This is a genomic window from Francisella uliginis (assembly GCF_001895265.1).
In the GTDB taxonomy this organism is placed as follows: Bacteria; Pseudomonadota; Gammaproteobacteria; order Francisellales; family Francisellaceae; genus Francisella; species Francisella uliginis.
This window is the reverse complement of sequence record NZ_CP016796.1, coordinates 810,565-827,902: the sequence shown is the minus strand read 5'-3', so window position 1 is coordinate 827,902 and position 17,338 is coordinate 810,565. Positions and strand designations below refer to the sequence as shown.

Here is a 17,338-nt window from a genome sequence, read left to right as displayed (position 1 = left end):
ATTGTTTTAGACTATATCTTTTAATTGCTTTTGCTCTTTTGTTTTACTTACTAATACAGGTTCTTCTTGTTCTAATATGACTTTATCATTGATGATAACTCTTTCAACATCTTGTGAAGATGGCACATGAAACATCAATTCAAGTAGAACATTCTCAAGAATAGTTCTAAGACCTCTAGCACCCGTTTTCTTAGCTATTGCTTTTTTAGCTATTTCTATAAGAGCTTCATCTGTAAACTCTATTTCAACATCATCAAACTTAAATAACTTAATATATTGTTTGATAAGAGCATTCTTAGGTTCTCTTAGTATCTTAACTAAATCTTCTTCTTTTAACTCATTTAAAACCGTAACTATTGGTAAACGACCAATAAGCTCTGGAATAAGACCAAATCTCGTTAAATCTTCACTCTCGACTTTTTGCATTAGTTTTTCAGTATCAAGGTTATCTTTTTGGCGAATAACATCAGCATTAAAACCAATACTTACTTTATCCATTCTATGTTTAACAACCTTTTCTATACCTGCAAAAGCTCCACCACAAATGAATAATATATTTGAAGTATCAACCTGAATCATATCTTGATTAGGGTGTTTCCTACCGCCTTTAGGAGGTACAGATGAAACAGTACCTTCAATAAGTTTTAATAATGCCTGTTGAACACCCTCACCCGATACATCACGAGTGATAGATGAACTTTCAGATTTTCTTGCAATCTTGTCTATTTCATCAATATAGATAATACCCTTTTGTGCTTTAGCAACATCAAACTCAGCATTTTGTAATAACCTTACAATGATATTCTCAACGTCATCACCAACATATCCAGCTTCTGTAAGAGTTGTTGCATCAGCAATAGCAAAAGGAACATTTAATTGTTTTGCTAAAGTTTGAGCAAATAATGTTTTTCCTGAACCTGTAGGACCAATTAATAAAACATTACTTTTTTTAAGTTCTGTATCATCATCCTGTGTAGCATCGGATGTGATTCTTTTGTAGTGATTATATACAGCTACAGATAACACTTTTTTGGCGTTATCTTGACCAATAATATAATCATCAAGATATTTTTTTATTTCTATAGGCTTTGGCAACTTATCAAAAGTAATATCTTGAGTAGTATCTACTCCTGTTGTACTTTGAATTTTAGTTGCACATTTACTAACACATTCATTACAAATATTACCATCTCTACCAGAGATAATACTTTTAACCTCTTGTTGTGATTTTCCACAGAAAGAACAATATAGAATTTTAGCCATTTTAAAACTAGACTTCCTTTATTTATTTTATTATTGCATCACGAGATTCAATAACATGATCTATTAGACCATATTCTTTTGCTTCATCTGCCATCATAAAGTTATCTCTATCAGTATCTCTAACAATAGTTTCAAGATCCTGACCTGTATGATGTGCTAACACCTTATTTAATCTTTCTTTGATACGTAAGATATTTTTAGCATGAATTTCAATATCAGATGCCTGACCTTTAAAACCACCTAAAGGCTGATGAATCATAATCTGTGAACTTGGTAAACTATATCTTTTACCTTTTGTACCACCAGCTAATAAGAGTGAGCCCATACTAGCAGCTAAACCAATACAAATAGTATTAACATTTGGCTTAATAAACTGCATAGTATCATAAACACCCATACCTGCTGTAACCATTCCTCCTGGAGAATTTATATAAAAATAAATATCTTTATCAGGATCTTCTGATTCTAGAAATAACAGCTGCGCAATAACTAGATTAGCTGATTGATCATTTACTTCACCATTCAAAAAAACTATACGCTCTTTTAATAGCCTTGAGTAAATATCAAAAGCTCTCTCACCGCCAGCTGTTTTCTCAACAACAGTAGGAACTAAATTATTAGTTATCATTTATAACCTCTCTTTATAAGCTAGCTTACATTCCAGCTTGTTGAGCTTGCATATTTTCTTTTATAATTTCAAAGAAATCTTCTTCTTTTTCTGAAACTTGAGCTTGATCTAGTACCCAATCAGTAAGTTTGTTTTCAATAACTAAAGCTTTCAAATTAGCGATTTCTTTTTCATTTTTCTTGATTTCTTGCTTAGTTTTTTCTGGCTCTTCATAAGCTTGAACCATCTCATCTAATAAGCTATCAACTTCTTCATCTGTAGCTTCAAATTTTTGTGATCTCATAACACTATCAAGTACTAAACTAGTCTCAACTTTTTGCTTAGCATTATCTTCAAATAAGTTATCAGGTAATTGATTAACATCAAAGCCTTGAGCACCACCCATTTGTTTAACTAAGTTTTCCTTAGCAGCATCAATTTCTCTTTTGATCAGAGCTTTTGGAGTTTCAAATTCAGCAATCTCTCTTAAACCTTTGAATACTTGCTCTTTTACTTTTCTTTGTAAAATGAACTTAAGTTCACGTTGCATGTTTTCTTTGATCTCATCTTCAAAAGTATCCACACCACCTTTTACGCCAAATTTCTTAACGAATTCTTCGTCAACTTCTGGTAATTCAGCTTGTTGGATTTTCTTAACTGTAATATCAAAAGTAGCCTCTTGTCCTGCAAGATCTTTATTTTGATATTCTTCAGGGAATGTTACAGTGATAGTTTTTTGCTCATCTTTGTTCATACCGATGATACCATCTTCAAAACCTGGAATCATTTGACCAGAACCAATTACAAGTTCTTGATCATTTGCTGTACCACCTTCGAAAACTTCACCATCTTTCTTACCAACGAAATCAATAACTACTTTATCATCTTTCTCAACAGCTCTTTCTACTTCTTTAAAAGTTGCTAACTGCTTTCTTAAGTTCTCGATCATTTGCTTAACTTCGTTATCACCAAGTTCAACTGTTGGTTTTTGAACTTCAATCTTTTCAAAACCAGAAACTTCAAACTCTGGGAAAAGCTCAAGATTTGCTACAAATTTAAGAGGTTCACCTTCTTTGTTTTCTTTAAGATCAACTTCGATACCTGCAACTGCTAGTTTTTCATCTTGGATTGCTTTTGAATATTTCTGAGGAATTACATCAGAGATAACTTCCATACGGATTTGCTCACCATATTTTTTCTTAACCATACCAGCTGGTACTTTACCTGGTCTAAAACCATCCATCTTGATAGTTTTTGCAGTTTGATTAACTCTTTTATTTACTTCAGTATCAACTTCATTTGCTGGAACTTCAATTAGTAATGAGCAATTAATCCCTTCTTTCTTCTCTACAGTAACTTGCATTATTAAGTTTTCCTTTTATTTATTTAACAATTTTCTAGTAGCAAATTTTAACTTTCATCTATTAGATTGTCTATATCTTTATCATCAAATATATGACAAGCTAAAGCTTTTGTTGTAAAATCTAGCTATTTCTAATAAAACTAATATCATCTATGGTAACCATTATTATAAGTACTTGTCTACTCATAACACCATTTATAATCGCTTTTTTGCATTCAAGTATTATTTACAACAAACACTATGCTAATGTCTATGCAAATTACTTTATTGCTAGCAATATAAGTCTTATTACTCTCATAAATAGCTATGCTTATTTAGTATATGGAGACAGCATGAGTAAATTTCAAGGATGGATTTTCACTCCGGCTGTTTTTCAGATAGGAATTTTCCAGTTATGCCTATTTATATTCTCAATTTTAGCACTCTTTAAAAATTCTCAATTTAAAGCTGCTTGCTTGATATTTTTCACTATTTATACAATCCTAGACTCTTTAACTCTATTTAGCGGTTCTGTTTATAATCAAACTGTTGAAGCTGTATTTTTCATAAATTTAATTGCTGCTTTGATTGCCTATATTTTATATAAGTTTTTAAGTAAAATTTAAAAACTTATAATAGACTCCATGCTGTAATGTCATGCCAACATGGTAGACCTCAAGGTAGACTTGCTGGACATAATGCTATACATCATTTATTAGGTATCCCAGAAATGGAAGAATACTATCAGCCAAATTATGTAACATGTGTTGATTTAGGTGATTATGGAGGACTATATACAGAAGGATGGGAAAGAAAAGTTAAAAAGTTTGGTATAGAAGCTAGAGAAATCAAGAAACATATCAACCTTGTAAGAATATATCCGCCCCATAGAAGAGATGAAATAGGTATTTTTAAAGAAGCCGACGAACTTCAGTTTATAGCTCCTCATGACTCTCATGAGATTGCTAAGAAGGCTAAGTGAAATTTAAGATAATCACTTTTCATGATGATATAAATATTCTATTAATAAACTTAATAACGTAGTTATTTTTTTGATGACCATACTATTGTAAATAATGTTTCTTCTTCACTTAACTCAATAACTTTTTTAGTTTCTAAAATATCATTTATAGAAACATATTTAGATGTTTCATCAAGAGCTATAAATATTTGCTTGCTATAGCTATTATATTCTTCTACAACTTTTTCAACTCTTTTAGGCTCTATATGTTTAAAAACAGGTAAATCATGAACTAAAATAGGTAAATTAGTTAGACTTAAAATAGTTAAATCAAATGATATTAAGTCAGTATAAGCAGTTCCTGTCCCTGTATCCCAACTTTTTTCAAAAAAATATTTATTTTCATCAATTTCAAAACTAGGGCTATTATCTTTCCCATAAATTCTTCTGCTTATCTTTTGCATTTTCTCATTTATTGCATCCTGAATTTTAGGACATACTTTATTCCTTTCTTTAATTAACTTTAACTTAAGATTTTCAAGATCTTCTTTCAACTTATTATCTTTGTTAAAAGTTTCATTTTGTTTTTCTAGCAAATCTTTTTCTTTTATTTTTTCTGCTAACACTAAAAATAAGGGATTATTAGCATCATCTATATCTTTTATTTTATCATTAATATCTATGATACTTTTTTCAATATCTAATAAAACTTGAGAAGAAGCATCAATATCTTCTTTTATATTTTTTCTTAATATTTTTGCTAGCTTTTTATGGAATGTATCTACTCTAGCTAATTTAGATTTATTTATTGAAGGAAAATATTTTTCAATATTTTCATAAGTTTTCCTACCTAATTTAAAGTCATTTGATAAATTAAAATTTAACCTTTCAACATTTCTCTCTAGCTGAAATCTTTGATTTTTTAATTTATTAAGTTCCGATATTAATAACAAATTTTCTTCACTCAACTTTTCATGTTCACTTGCTATACTAATGCTTTGCTGAATTTCCTTGATTTGCTTCTCTAAAAGACCTATGTTTTTTAAGTTTTTCTCATAACTTTTTTTCGTTAATTTCTTTGCAAAATCAAAATTATACATATTTTTTATTGTGTCTTTTTCTGATTTTGTATTTTTTTCTTCTTCACTTAAATGAAGTATATCTCCATATTTATCAAAAAGTTTTATGACCCTATCTACAGAGGCTTTATTAGTTTCTTTTGCGTTAGCTCTGAGTGGCTCTTTCGTATTATCTTCAGATTTACCCCATATTCTTATAAAACACGAAACTAGATCTCTGAACGTACTGCCTTTATATGCTATATGATATTTTTCTTGCAAAAATTTACAAAAATCATCAAGACTTATAGTTTCTTGATGCTCATACAACTCATTACATTGAGAAATTTTTTTGGAATCTAAAGTACCTCTTTTAAAAAAGTACTTTTTATCAAAAGAAAATGAGAAATAGAATTCATGCTCTCCTAAATTTTTAATAACATCTTTACTATGAGAAATATAGCTATTACCTCCAAAAATAAAATCTATTATTAAAAGAAGATTAGTTTTCCCAATAGAATTAGTCGCTTGGTTATCTCCTAATACAACATTTAAGCCTTCATGAAATTCAATAACTTTTTTCCTAAAAATATTACTCCTAATTTCTAGTAACATATTTTATATCTCCATTATCTCCTAAATCGATTAGCTCTAAAGCATACAGTAAATCTAATGTAAAAATAAATTCCTCAACATTATCAAAATATTTCTTTAATTTTGTATAGAGATCAGAAACTTCTACTATTCCATTATTTTTTTCTAAAATAATTATCATTTTTGAGAAAATAGACTTTTCAATCTCAATAAACTTATTTGGAAACAGCATCAAAAACCTCACAATTTTGAATAAAAAAAGCAATAACAATTCTAATAACTACTTCACTTTGATTAGGATTTAATGATTTTAAATGCTCCAATATTATTTGATAGATTTTTTCTTTTTCATCATCATATTTTTTAGCTTTTAGATATAGAATTTTAATTTGGGAAGCTATAATATCTCCACTATCTCCAAAATTTCGCAATATTTTTCTTACTATATTAAAGTACTGATTTACATAATTTTTAATATCATTAATAAAAATAATCTTTTCACCCTTTAATTTGCTCTCAACCTTCGAGACATCATAATTTAACTCTACCCCTTGAAGATCATTAATGCTTTCAATATTTTTAAAGATCTCTCTTAACTCATTTTCAATGTTACAAGTATATAAATCTTTTCGCAGTTCATGTTTTTTGATTAATTTCTTTTTTAAAGAAACTAATGCCCTATATTTTTCTAAAGTCTTAACTCTATCAAAATCATTATGGTTATTTTTACACAAATAAATTAAGTTATTTACATCATTAGGATCATCAGAAAATAATTTTTCTTCGTTCCGTAATAGTTCTATATCTTCTTTTGTAGGATTAAGTGGGTATATATGAGCAATATCAGCACTGACTTTTACAAACTGGCCATTTTCTTTCTTTTCTATCAATGGTTTATTACATAGAGGACACTTTGAATCAACTTCTGCCAGTAAATGCGAAACTATATTTTTAGAGAATTTTTTTCTATTATTACTCACCTATAAATCTCCCCTTACACTTGCAAATAGTTTTAAGAATATTCATTTATATGATTAAAAAATATTAAAACATTTAAATACATGACATAAATTAATAATATGATTATTAATAAGATTTTTCTATAAAAGAATGAGATAAGATTTTAAATAGTTAAAATTAGAGAATAAATTACTGACAATATCTAGACTTGATATCTTTGATAGCTTGAGCGTACATAGCGTCCATCTCAGTTCTAGAGCCTACACCACCACCAATTTCATAAAGTTTACCATCACCTACACCGTAGATAGCAGCATGAACTGTAAAGTCTAAACCTTTCTTAGACCAAGCATCGCTTACTACAGTAGTCTTACATAAATTAAGAGCTTGATGAAGTGCATTAAGCTCACACATCATATCAACCTTTTTCTTTGTATACTCTTCTTCGTTATCTTTTAGGTAAGCTAAAGTTTCTTCAACAAATTTCTTATTCTGCTCTTTTATTTCACGAATAGAAGTTAGCCAGTTATCAATTAGACCATAACTTTTATCTCTAACAACTGTTTCAACACCGCCACAAGCATAGTGTCCGCATACAATAATCTTCTTAACTTTAAGAACTTCGATAGCAAATTGCAGCACTGATAGACAGTTTAAGTCAGTAAGAGAAACTACATTTGCAATATTACGATGAACAAACACTTCACCAGGGATCAAGCCACAAACTTGGTTAGCAGGTACACGACTATCTGAACATCCTATCCAAAGATACTCTGGAGATTGCCCCTTTGATAATGTTTCAAAAAAACCAGGATTAGTCTTTTCGATCTCTTGCGCCCACTCTCTATTACCTTTTATTAACTCAGCTATATCACTCATGTTTTCTCCTTATATTATCTGAATATTTTTTCATATATTATACTTCATATACTATATTAGAATATTTTAATGAACAAGTTTTTATTTGATTAATCTGACTAGATTGTTACTTCACCTTGCAAAGAAGTATTAAAAGCATCTTTAATTTGCTGCTGAGAAATACCTGGCTGACTAAGCAAATAAAAAAGCTTACCTAATGCTGCTTCATCTGTCATATCATAACCTGATACAACTCCAGCATCTACAAGCCCTCTAGCTGCTTTATAAGTTTGCATTTTTACACTACCATACATACATTGAGTACAGTTGACTATTACAACCCCTCTTTTATCAGCTTTTGACAATGTCTTATGAATATTAGGATCATCCATCATATTACCAGAACCATAAGTTTTTAAAATTAGCCCCTGTAACGGAGGTTCAAGAACTGCTTCTAATATATCATTATCCATACCTGGAAAAACACTCAGAATTGCTATTTTAGGAACCCCAAAAGTTTCTAATGTTGGTATATCATAATTATCAGATCTCTGCCATAATCTTCTTTTTTTAACCTCAATATCAATTCCTACCTTTGCTAAACTAGGATAATTCGGAGAGTCAAAAGCCTCAAAATCTGTAGCCGATATCTTCGTAGTTCGATTACCACGCATAAGTCTTTGGTTAAAATAAACACAAACTTCTTTAATATCGTCACTACATGCAAATATCAAACTATTTAAAATATTTGATATAGCATCAGACCTTATTTTTGATATTGGAATCTGTGAACCTGTAACAATTACAGGTTTTTGAATCTCCCCAAGCATAAAAGATAATACTGAAGCTGTATAAGCTAAAGTATCTGTACCATGTAGAATTACAAAACCATCATAATCTTCATAATTTTTTATTACGTCTAAAGCTAAAGATACCCACCTTTTAGGGTTTATATTTGATGAGTCTATTAAATTTGTATATTCTTTAATCTTAAATTCAGGCATATTGTATTCATAAAAATCTCTAATACCTTCGACAGTTTTTGTCAAATATCCTGGTTCAACATCGTACCCTTGCTCTGTACTAATCATACCAATAGTACCACCAGTGTATAAAACGAGAATCTTCTTATGGCTAAGATTTTCCATTTTTATTTTTTCTCCATTAATTCAGAAATAGCTTTATTTGCAAGCTCATCTGCTTTTTCATTACCTTGGTTACCACTATGGCCTTTAACCCAACTCCAAGTAATATTATGGACTTGGCTTAGATTATCAAGCTCCTGCCATAAATCTTTATTTTTCACTTCCTTCTTAGCAGCTGTCTTCCAACCATTAGCTTTCCAATTTGCTAACCATTGGTTAATACCATTTTGTAAGTACTTAGAATCAGTAAAAATAGTGATATCGCATTTTCTCTTTAAAGTTTCTAATGTCTTAATAGCAGCTAAAAGCTCCATTCTATTGTTAGTAGTTTCTTTTTCAGCGCCATATATTTCTTTTTCTACACCATTATAACTAAGTATAGCTCCCCAACCTCCTACTCCAGGATTACCTTTACAAGCTCCATCAGTATAAGCTATAACATTATTTTTCTTTGTGAATATCCCCATATATCTCCTTGACACAGTTACCACTGTATACTCGTTTTTTTTCTGACTCACTCACTAGATCAGATACTTTTAAGCCATCTACTATAAAATAATTATCCTTTTTAAAAATCGCAACAAAGTTTTTACTTACTATACGCTTAAATAAATCAATAAAAATATTCCGCGTTGGGTTTATTAGTTGGACTTTTTTACTAATAAATCCATTAGCTAAAAATTTTGATAAAACTTTATAGATCCTGATATCTCCTGAACATGCCACTATAACTTCGCCATCATCTGCTAGACAAAAATGTAATTGTTGCAGTAAAGATTTCATCTGTCTTGAACAAGGTAGAGAACTTTGATCCAAAATTATTAAATCAAAAAACTTATGTTCAAAAGGCCATGCTTCAATATCAAAAATACAGCCCTTTTGAGATTCTGTTTTTAAATATCCTGAGCAAACAACTTTTCTTAAGACATTAATTCTATCAAGATAGCTAACATCATTATTTGTGATAATAAGAGCTTTCTTATACCATCTTTGTGCAAGATATCCTGTTATAATTCGCTCTTTCACATCCATAAGATTATTAACCTACTAAAGTTTTCATTCTATCAAAGTAATCTGGGCAAGTCTTACTAACCGCTTCTGAATTATTTATAACAACACCATCATTTTTTAATCCTAAAAGAGCTAATGACATAGCAATCCTATGGTCATTAAAACTATCAACCTCTGCTGGTTGAAATTTACTTCTAGATGGTGATATTAAAATACTATCTTGTGTAGTTTCAACATGTATGCCAAGTTTTGTAAGTCCTTCTGCCATAGCAGATACTCTATCAGACTCTTGTCCTCGAGTATGGCTAAGCCCTGAAATATACGTATCTGAATCTGCAAAACAGGCGATTGCTGCTAAAGTCATAAACGTATCTGAGAAATTACGCATATTAACATTTATTCCTTTTAATTTTTCAGAGCCTGTAACTTCTACACCATCATCATAATACTTAACTTCACAGCCAATCATCTCAAGAACATCTAAAAATTTTATATCTCCTTGCTTGGACTTTTTAGTTACATTCATTACCTTTATTGTAGATCCTGTAATTGCAGCAAATGCCCAAAAATATGAAGCTGTTGATACATCTGGTTCTACTACATATCTTCCTGGTGAAGTATAGTTAGACTTCTTAGTTTTATAAATATTATTTTCAATATCGACATCAATACCAAATTCTGCCATAACTTTTGTAGTCATATCTAAATATGGTTGCTTATGATCTGTAATTGAGTTTAAAGCTAAACCTTGTTGCATAAATGGTGCTGCCATAAGTAAACCTGATGCAAACTGTGAACTTTTTTTACCATCAACTTCAATACTACCTCCTTCTAAAGAGTTTGCATTAATAGTCATAGGCATAGCGTGAGTTTTCTCATGATATTCAGCTTTCATTCCTAAATTCTCTAACGGCTTTAACTGATCTGCTAAAGGTCTTTCCATCATTCTTTGCTTAGCATAAACATAATAATCACCAGATTTTTGTACCGCACACATAGGAATTATAAACCTTGTTAATGTGCCAGATTCATTACAAAATATCTTAGCATTTTTATTTTGAAACTCTCTATTACAGCCAAAAATACTTAATGTTTTAGTATCTTGATTATGCTCAATCTCACATCCTAGTTCTTTCAAAGCTGCAACGCATGCCAAAACATCTGCACTATTTGGCAAATTTTCAAACTTAGTTTCACCATTTGCCATAGCAGCAATAATTAAAGATCTATTCGAGATACTTTTTGAACCATCTAAATAAACATCTTGTGTTATTTTTGATTCTATTCTAGGTATAAAATCCTTCATCACTTTTTAATAAGAAATAAATATATAAAGGATATATTATCATAAACAAATTGGTTTTTATTCATTATAATACGCTCTTTATTTAGACTTTTTCAGAAGAATGTTTCTATTTAAAAATTGAGCTAATTCTACAAGTAGATATTTATATTTTCAAATAAAAATAGATATTGATTTTTTATATTAAAAAATACAGACTTAAACATAAAATTGTTATAAAAATATACTCAAATGCAAAAGAAAAATTGTGAGTGTTGTTTCATGCCATTATCAAAAGATAAAATAGATAGTGGTTCAAACACCTATTGTAGTAATTGTTTTCAAAATAATCAGCTTTTAGCTGAAAATATGTCCTTAAAAGAGTTCCAGAAGTACGCCTATATTCAAATGCAAAAAGATGGTAAAAATAAAATAATCAGTTCTGTTTTTTCTTGGATGATTAAGTTTTCTCCGTACTGGAAAACACAAAAATAAAAACCAACTAACTTCTATTTTTGATAGCTTTCTTCAGTTTAGCTAAGGCTTCTTCTTCTATTTGACGGACTCTTTCCGCAGAGATTTTATATTTTGCAGCTAAATCTTGTAAAGTAGCTTTCTTATCAAGTAGATAGCGTGACATAATAATATCTTTAGTACGTGTATCAAACCCACTTAAAACATCTTTTACTACAGCTTTAAAGTTATCATAATAATCTTGTTCTACTACTTGATGCTCAACATTTGATGATTTATCTTCAAGATATAAGCTCTGTTGGCCAGTTTGTTCGCCTTCATCATCTTTATAGGGAAGATCAAGGCTGGCATCACCTTGACACATTCTTTTCTCCATCTCAATAACTGTCTCTTCTTTTACATCAAGCTCTTCAGCTAATTGCTTTATATCTTCTTGACTTAACCAGCCAACTTTATTCTTAGAACTTCTAAGGTTAAAAAAGAGTTTTCGTTGCGACTTTGTTGTAGCTACTTTTACAATCTTCCAATTCTTTAGCACATAGTCATGCATTTCTGCTTTAATCCAATGAACTGCAAAAGACACTAATCTAACACCCTGCTCTGGATCAAATTTACTTACAGCTTTCATAAGACCGATATTACCTTCTTGAATAATATCTGCTACTGACAAGCCATAGCCTGAAAAATTTTTAGCAATCTTTGTTACAAACCTTAAGTGAGATAAAACTAGCTGCTGAGCTGCATCTAAATCTTTTTTATATTTATAACGCTTAGCTAATTCCTGCTCTTCTTCTAAAGTTAGAATCGGTAAATTATTAACAAAGTTAAGATAAGAATTAAGATTATTATCAGATACTACAGGTAATGTTTTGGGTTTTGTAGCTGGTAATAACTTTTTTTTAGACATATGGCTCCTACTAGATTTAGATCTATTGATAGTAATAAGCCTGATTTAACTGATTGATTTGTGCTTGTTGCTTTTGCAACACAACAGCAAACTGTTTTTGCATTTGCTGCATCATTGCATGTAATTGTGCTATTTTCTGATCTTGCACATTCACATATTCAACAAGCTTTCTTACTGTATCTTTTGTCTGCATGTAATTAGCATACTTTTGTTGCGCCTGTTTAAGTTGGTCTAGACCTATCCAACCAGTTTTTCCATCAGTCTTATTAACTACTTCGCACCAACCAGTATTTTTACAATAGAAGATATTATAGTTATCTTGGTTTTTAAGTGTGATCTTACCAGTAACCTTTGAAGATGTGTCTTCATCAGTATAAATATCAACAAGTTTATGGTGATCTTTGTTCTTTGTACATTTGCTCTTGGCTACTTGTTGCTGCTTTGTAACATCAGTAGCAGCTTTATCGCTAGACATAGCTAATCCCAAGCTAGCCCCAAACACCAAAAAACTAATTGTCAAAATAATCTTTTTCATGACATACCCTTTTTCAAATCTCTTATTTCTATTATACATTATTTAATAGCTATAAATTATTAATAAATGTTAAAGTAACGGTGTATCTTCTTTAGTTACTTGTTTAGGTAGTAAAGACTCTCTACTTAAACCTAAGGCTACAGCCACTACTCCAGCTACATATATTGATGAGTAAGTACCTACTACGATACCTAACATTAAAGCTAAAGAAAAGTTATGTACCGAACTACCACCAAATAAAAACAACACGACAACCACAAGCATTGTTAATCCAGAAGTAAGTATAGTTCTTGATAAAGTATCATTAATACCTCTATTTACAACTTCCGTAACACTAGCGTTACGCATTTTTCTAAAGTTCTCACGCACTCTATCATAAATTACAACAGTATCATTTAATGAGTAACCAATCACTGCTAAAACAGCTGCTAAAACCGTCAAATCAAACTCTAATTGAAAAGCTGCAAATATTCCTAAGATTACTATTGGATCATGTAGTAAAGCCACACAAGCACTTATACCAAACTTCATTTCAAATCTAGCACTTATATAAATTAATATACATACCAAAGCAATAATTATTGCCAGAACACCATTACTAGCAAGCTCTTTACCAACTTGAGGACCAATATAGTTAACACTTTCTACCTTAGCTCCTAAAGCAGCTTCAACTTCACTTTGTAGCTGTTGCTGAGCATCTTCTAAACTTTTAGCTTTAGAATTAACTTCATCAGGAGCAAATTTGATTAAATAATTATCATTATCTCCGAATGTTGTTATTGTAGTATGATTAAAGCCTATTTTTTCTAGCTTTTTAGTCATAGCTTCAGAATCTAACATCTTTGAAGTATGTACCTGAACCTGATAGCCACCTGTAAAATCTAAACCAAGATTTAGACCTTTAGTAAATATAAAAAACAACGAGATAATAATCATAAGTATTGAAAAAGCAGTCGTATACTTTTTTATACCTAAAAAATCAATCTGAGTCTTTTGTTTAAAAAATTCCATTATAAACCCAACCTAAAATTATATTCCTATAGAGATTTTTTCTAGTTTCTTTTTCTTACCATAAACAAAGTTAGTCATAGCTCTAGAAACAGTAACCGATGTAAACATAGATGTCACAATACCTATCATCAATGTAATAGCAAATCCTTTAACAGCTCCTGTACCAATGAAGAAAAGAATAACTGCAACAATTAAAGTTGTAATGTTTGAGTCAACAATTGTTGTAAATGCTTTCTCATAACCTATATGAATTGCACTTTGACGTGGCATACCTGCACGAATCTCCTCTCTAATTCTTTCAAAAATTAGTACGTTACCATCAATTGACATACCAAGGTTAAGTACTATACCTGCTATACCTGGTAATGTTAATGTTGCTCCTGGAATAATTGACATCACAGCCACAATAAGTATTAAGTTCATAATTAAAGCAACGTTTGCAATAATACCAAATACTCGATAGTAAGCTAAGATAAATACAACAACAGCTAAAAGAGCTACTACTATAGATAGCATACCTTTTTCAATATTGTCTTTACCTAAGCTCGGTCCTATTTGTTGTTCTTGAACAATGTGTACAGGAACTTGTAATGAACCAGATTTAATCATTAAAGCAAGATTGTTTGCTTCTTTTTGGTTTAAACCAGTAATTTGGAAATGTGAACCAAGCGCAGATTGAATAGTAGCAACATTTATTAGTTTTTCAGTTTTATTGACTACGTTTTTCTCTTGACCATCCTTGCCTTTAACTTTCTCATAAGTAGTGTTAACAAGCATCACACCCATAGGATTACCAACATTTTTACCAGTAATTCTTCTAAAGTGGCTAGCTGCTCCTCTACTTAACTCTACCATAACTATTGGAGTACCTGTTTGACGATCCACTGATGGACTTGCTCCAATAATATCAGCTCCGCCTGCGACTGGTGCACCTTTTAAACTATAGTAACTTTGGTATCCTCTACCATTATCTAGAGCATAAACCTTATAACCTTGTTCTTCTGTAGCTAGCCTATCTGTAACAGGATTAACTAAATAAAAACTTGCAGTAGATGTTCCACCTAAAATCTGCTTAGCTTGAGTAGCATCTTGCATTCCTGGAATTTCAATAACTACACGATTCTCACCGGCTTGAGCAACTGAAGCCTCTGCAACACCTAAAGCATTAATACGATTACGCATTACTGTTACAACTTGAGATATAGCACCCTGTTTTAATTGAAGAATCTTAGCACTATTATAAGTGACAAACACTGTGTTGCCTTTAGTTGTATAGGTTATGTTAGGATCTTGAGTCTTTTTATACTCAGAACTTAAATATTGTTTAAGCTTAGCAACATCGACTGAGTTATCTAAAGTTATTGATACATAGCCATTGGCAATATATTCTTGAGGTGCTTTCACACTAGATTTCTCATCTGCCTTAGTTGAGCTAGAAACACCTATATTATCGTCCTTAGCTGCTGCTAAAATAACATTCAATGTGTTATCTAACTGAGCATTTATTGCTGTTTTTGTATCGGCCTCTAGCATTAAATACATTCCGCCTCTTAGATCTAACCCTAAATTCATAGGATTAGCACCTAATGCTGAAAGCCAACTAGGAGAGTTAGAAAGCATATTCATTGCAATAATGTAATTATTGCTTAAGCTTTCTTTTAGTATCTTTTTTGCTTTAAGTTGCTCTTCTACATCATTAAATGTAATTGAGACATTATCATTGTTATTTGTTATATGCGCTTTTTCATAAACAACATTATTTTTATCTAAAGTATTTTCAACTTTAACTAATAATTGTGTGCTAACATCACCATCTTTTTGTGATATTTGCAAAGCAGGACTTTTACCAAAAATATTAGGTACTGCATAAAATAAAGCTAATGCTAAAATAAATACTATTAAAAGATTTTTCCATAAAGGAAATTGATTTATAGGAAGACTTTTATTATTACTCATTGAAAAAAATCCCTTTGTAAAAAGAAAAAGAGGTTAAAAGATTTCTAGAATGGCTAATTACGCCTTAGTAGCGCCTTTTGGTAAAATATTTGCTACTGCATTTCTTTGAACTTTTATAGTAACATTTTCTGCTACTTCTAGATCTACAAAAGTATCATCAATTTTAGCGATTTTGCCTATCATACCACCATTAGTTACAACTTCATCACCTTTAGCTAATTCAGATAACATTTTACGTAATTCTTTATTTTTCTTTTGCTGAGGTCTGATAAGTAAAAACCAAAATATTGCAAAAAACACTACTAACATTAAGATTGAGCTTAATGGACTACCTGCTGAAGCTTCACTACCTGCTGCAAAAGAACTTGAGCTAAATAACACAACAGCTGCTAGTGACAATAATATTTTTTTCATTTTTTCTCCCAGAATTTTTTTATTTATATCTTAAACATGTGAATTCTACCTTAGTAATACTGTATTATCAATGTATATTTTTTTGTTAAATTATTAAGTTACTCTTCACTAAAATATCTTTATTTTATGAAAAACTTTGAAATATTATTTAGCTTAGTATTTAAAGCTAAATAGAATGTTTTTTGCAAAATTTAAAACTCAAGGCTACATTAACTAATATAATAATATAAATTTATATATCCAAACCTAGTTTTAAAGGGGGAGTATTTCTAAATTTGGATATATAAATACACACAATATTTTCTTAAGAGAATGCCCAATACATCTTTAAAAAATGTCATATAGGGTTTTAGCTATATAAGCTTATAATTAGTTATTTGATAAGAATTCGTCTGTTGTTACAACTTCAGCAACACTAGATATACTTCTAAGGCTTTTTTGATGCCCTTCTTCACTACTAGCATTACAAGCATCAGATATAACTGTAACGTTATAGTCTCTATCGTGTAGTTCTCTTACTGAAAGCTCAATTACTTGCTCAGTAGACACTCCAAAAACTATAACGTTTTCAATTTTATTAGCTCTTAAAATAGCTTCACAATCTGTAGCGTATATAAAACTAATTCTATGCTTAGTTATTACAATATCATGCTCTTGTACATCTATATCTTTGTGAAAATCAGTAGCCCATGTGCCAAGTTGAAGAACTTTATACTCAGGAGCTTGACCAAATATAGGTGAGCTTTTAGGACACTCATGATAATCTTTACTAAAACCTACTTTTACATGAGCAACTTTAATATCATTCTTACGAGCCCACGCTATAACTTTATTAGCATTTTCTATTGTATTACAACTCTTAACCCTCTCTGCATTATGTACACCAAAAGCACCCTTTTCATCAACTATCTCATTAATAAAATCGGCTGCTATAACTATTGTGTTTTTCATTTTAAACTC

20 protein-coding genes are annotated in these 17,338 nt (G+C 30.4%); 3 read left to right on the top strand and 17 right to left on the bottom strand.

What is annotated here, in order from left to right; all coding sequences use genetic code 11:
* Positions 1-6: 6 nt before the first annotated feature.
* Genes clpX through tig form a run of 3 tightly spaced genes read right to left on the bottom strand, consistent with a single transcriptional unit; the run spans position 7 to position 3,233 of the window.
* The gene (clpX, locus tag F7310_RS04060) at positions 7-1,263 is read right to left on the bottom strand and encodes an ATP-dependent Clp protease ATP-binding subunit ClpX (protein ID WP_072711972.1); all 1,257 of its coding nucleotides are present in this window, start codon (positions 1,261-1,263) and stop codon (positions 7-9) included.
* A gap of 22 nt (positions 1,264-1,285) precedes the next feature.
* A complete protein-coding gene (gene clpP, locus F7310_RS04055; RefSeq protein WP_072711971.1) occupies positions 1,286-1,891 on the bottom strand; it encodes an ATP-dependent Clp endopeptidase proteolytic subunit ClpP in 606 nt (201 codons plus the stop codon).
* Between the two features lie 25 nt (positions 1,892-1,916).
* Complete coding sequence (tig, locus tag F7310_RS04050; protein ID WP_072711969.1) at positions 1,917-3,233, bottom strand: trigger factor; 1,317 nt, start codon at positions 3,231-3,233, stop codon at positions 1,917-1,919.
* A gap of 152 nt (positions 3,234-3,385) precedes the next feature.
* Here tig and F7310_RS10840 point away from each other — a divergent pair, with 152 nt between their 5' ends.
* Together F7310_RS10840 and F7310_RS04040 are read left to right on the top strand one after the other, a co-directional pair.
* Entirely contained in the window at positions 3,386-3,838 is a 453-nt protein-coding gene (locus F7310_RS10840) for a DUF6790 family protein (protein WP_072711968.1), read from the top strand.
* A 26-nt stretch (positions 3,839-3,864) separates the two neighbouring features.
* The gene (locus tag F7310_RS04040) at positions 3,865-4,194 is read left to right on the top strand and encodes a hypothetical protein (RefSeq protein ID WP_072711966.1); all 330 of its coding nucleotides are present in this window, start codon (positions 3,865-3,867) and stop codon (positions 4,192-4,194) included.
* Between the two features lie 62 nt (positions 4,195-4,256).
* Here the strand turns inward: F7310_RS04040 and F7310_RS04035 are convergent, their stop codons facing one another.
* The 8 genes from F7310_RS04035 to aroA all read right to left on the bottom strand — a co-directional run bounded on the left by F7310_RS04035 (position 4,257) and on the right by aroA (position 11,105).
* A complete protein-coding gene (locus F7310_RS04035) occupies positions 4,257-5,846 on the bottom strand; it encodes a DUF2326 domain-containing protein (RefSeq protein ID WP_072711965.1) in 1,590 nt (529 codons plus the stop codon).
* Positions 5,830-6,057: an ABC-three component system middle component 7 gene (locus F7310_RS04030; RefSeq protein ID WP_072711963.1), complete on the bottom strand. Its 228-nt coding sequence runs from the start codon at positions 6,055-6,057 to the stop codon at positions 5,830-5,832. The genes F7310_RS04035 and F7310_RS04030 overlap by 17 nt, the downstream gene beginning before the upstream one ends.
* Positions 6,041-6,805, bottom strand: coding sequence for an ABC-three component system protein (locus F7310_RS04025; protein ID WP_072711959.1), 765 nt, complete (start codon positions 6,803-6,805; stop codon positions 6,041-6,043). The genes F7310_RS04030 and F7310_RS04025 overlap by 17 nt, the downstream gene beginning before the upstream one ends.
* 169 nt (positions 6,806-6,974) lie before the next feature.
* Positions 6,975-7,664 carry a carbonic anhydrase gene (locus tag F7310_RS04020; RefSeq protein ID WP_072711957.1) on the bottom strand — a complete coding sequence of 230 codons (690 nt, stop codon included), beginning with the start codon at positions 7,662-7,664 and terminating at the stop codon, positions 6,975-6,977.
* A 98-nt stretch (positions 7,665-7,762) separates the two neighbouring features.
* Positions 7,763-8,791, bottom strand: coding sequence for an asparaginase (gene ansA, locus F7310_RS04015; RefSeq protein WP_072711956.1), 1,029 nt, complete (start codon positions 8,789-8,791; stop codon positions 7,763-7,765).
* A 2-nt stretch (positions 8,792-8,793) separates the two neighbouring features.
* Complete coding sequence (gene rnhA / locus F7310_RS04010; RefSeq protein WP_072711954.1) at positions 8,794-9,255, bottom strand: ribonuclease HI; 462 nt, start codon at positions 9,253-9,255, stop codon at positions 8,794-8,796.
* Entirely contained in the window at positions 9,230-9,820 is a 591-nt protein-coding gene (locus tag F7310_RS04005) for a hypothetical protein (protein WP_072711953.1), read from the bottom strand. The genes rnhA and F7310_RS04005 overlap by 26 nt, the downstream gene beginning before the upstream one ends.
* A 7-nt stretch (positions 9,821-9,827) precedes the next feature.
* Positions 9,828-11,105: a 3-phosphoshikimate 1-carboxyvinyltransferase gene (aroA, locus tag F7310_RS04000; protein ID WP_072711951.1), complete on the bottom strand. Its 1,278-nt coding sequence runs from the start codon at positions 11,103-11,105 to the stop codon at positions 9,828-9,830.
* 228 nt (positions 11,106-11,333) lie between these two features.
* Between aroA and F7310_RS03995 the strand changes: the two genes are divergently transcribed.
* Positions 11,334-11,576 (top strand): zinc ribbon domain-containing protein, encoded by a 243-nt coding sequence (locus F7310_RS03995; RefSeq protein ID WP_084645183.1) that lies wholly within the window; start codon positions 11,334-11,336, stop codon positions 11,574-11,576.
* A 7-nt stretch (positions 11,577-11,583) separates the two neighbouring features.
* Here F7310_RS03995 and rpoH read toward each other — a convergent pair whose 3' ends face one another.
* The 6 genes from rpoH to F7310_RS03965 form a co-directional block, all read right to left on the bottom strand.
* Positions 11,584-12,462, bottom strand: coding sequence for an RNA polymerase sigma factor RpoH (gene rpoH / locus F7310_RS03990; protein ID WP_072711948.1), 879 nt, complete (start codon positions 12,460-12,462; stop codon positions 11,584-11,586).
* A 22-nt stretch (positions 12,463-12,484) separates the two neighbouring features.
* Entirely contained in the window at positions 12,485-13,039 is a 555-nt protein-coding gene (locus F7310_RS03985) for an SH3 domain-containing protein (protein ID WP_072711947.1), read from the bottom strand.
* A 27-nt stretch (positions 13,040-13,066) separates the two neighbouring features.
* Positions 13,067-14,008, bottom strand: a complete 942-nt coding sequence (secF, locus tag F7310_RS03980) for a protein translocase subunit SecF (protein ID WP_072711945.1) — start codon at positions 14,006-14,008, stop codon at positions 13,067-13,069.
* A gap of 18 nt (positions 14,009-14,026) precedes the next feature.
* Positions 14,027-15,964 carry a protein translocase subunit SecD gene (gene secD, locus F7310_RS03975; RefSeq protein WP_072711943.1) on the bottom strand — a complete coding sequence of 646 codons (1,938 nt, stop codon included), beginning with the start codon at positions 15,962-15,964 and terminating at the stop codon, positions 14,027-14,029.
* Positions 15,965-16,021: 57 nt separating this feature from the next.
* Positions 16,022-16,378 carry a preprotein translocase subunit YajC gene (gene yajC, locus F7310_RS03970; RefSeq protein WP_072711942.1) on the bottom strand — a complete coding sequence of 119 codons (357 nt, stop codon included), beginning with the start codon at positions 16,376-16,378 and terminating at the stop codon, positions 16,022-16,024.
* Positions 16,379-16,747: 369 nt separating this feature from the next.
* Entirely contained in the window at positions 16,748-17,329 is a 582-nt protein-coding gene (locus F7310_RS03965; RefSeq protein WP_072711940.1) for a cysteine hydrolase family protein, read from the bottom strand.
* Positions 17,330-17,338: the final 9 nt, after the last annotated feature.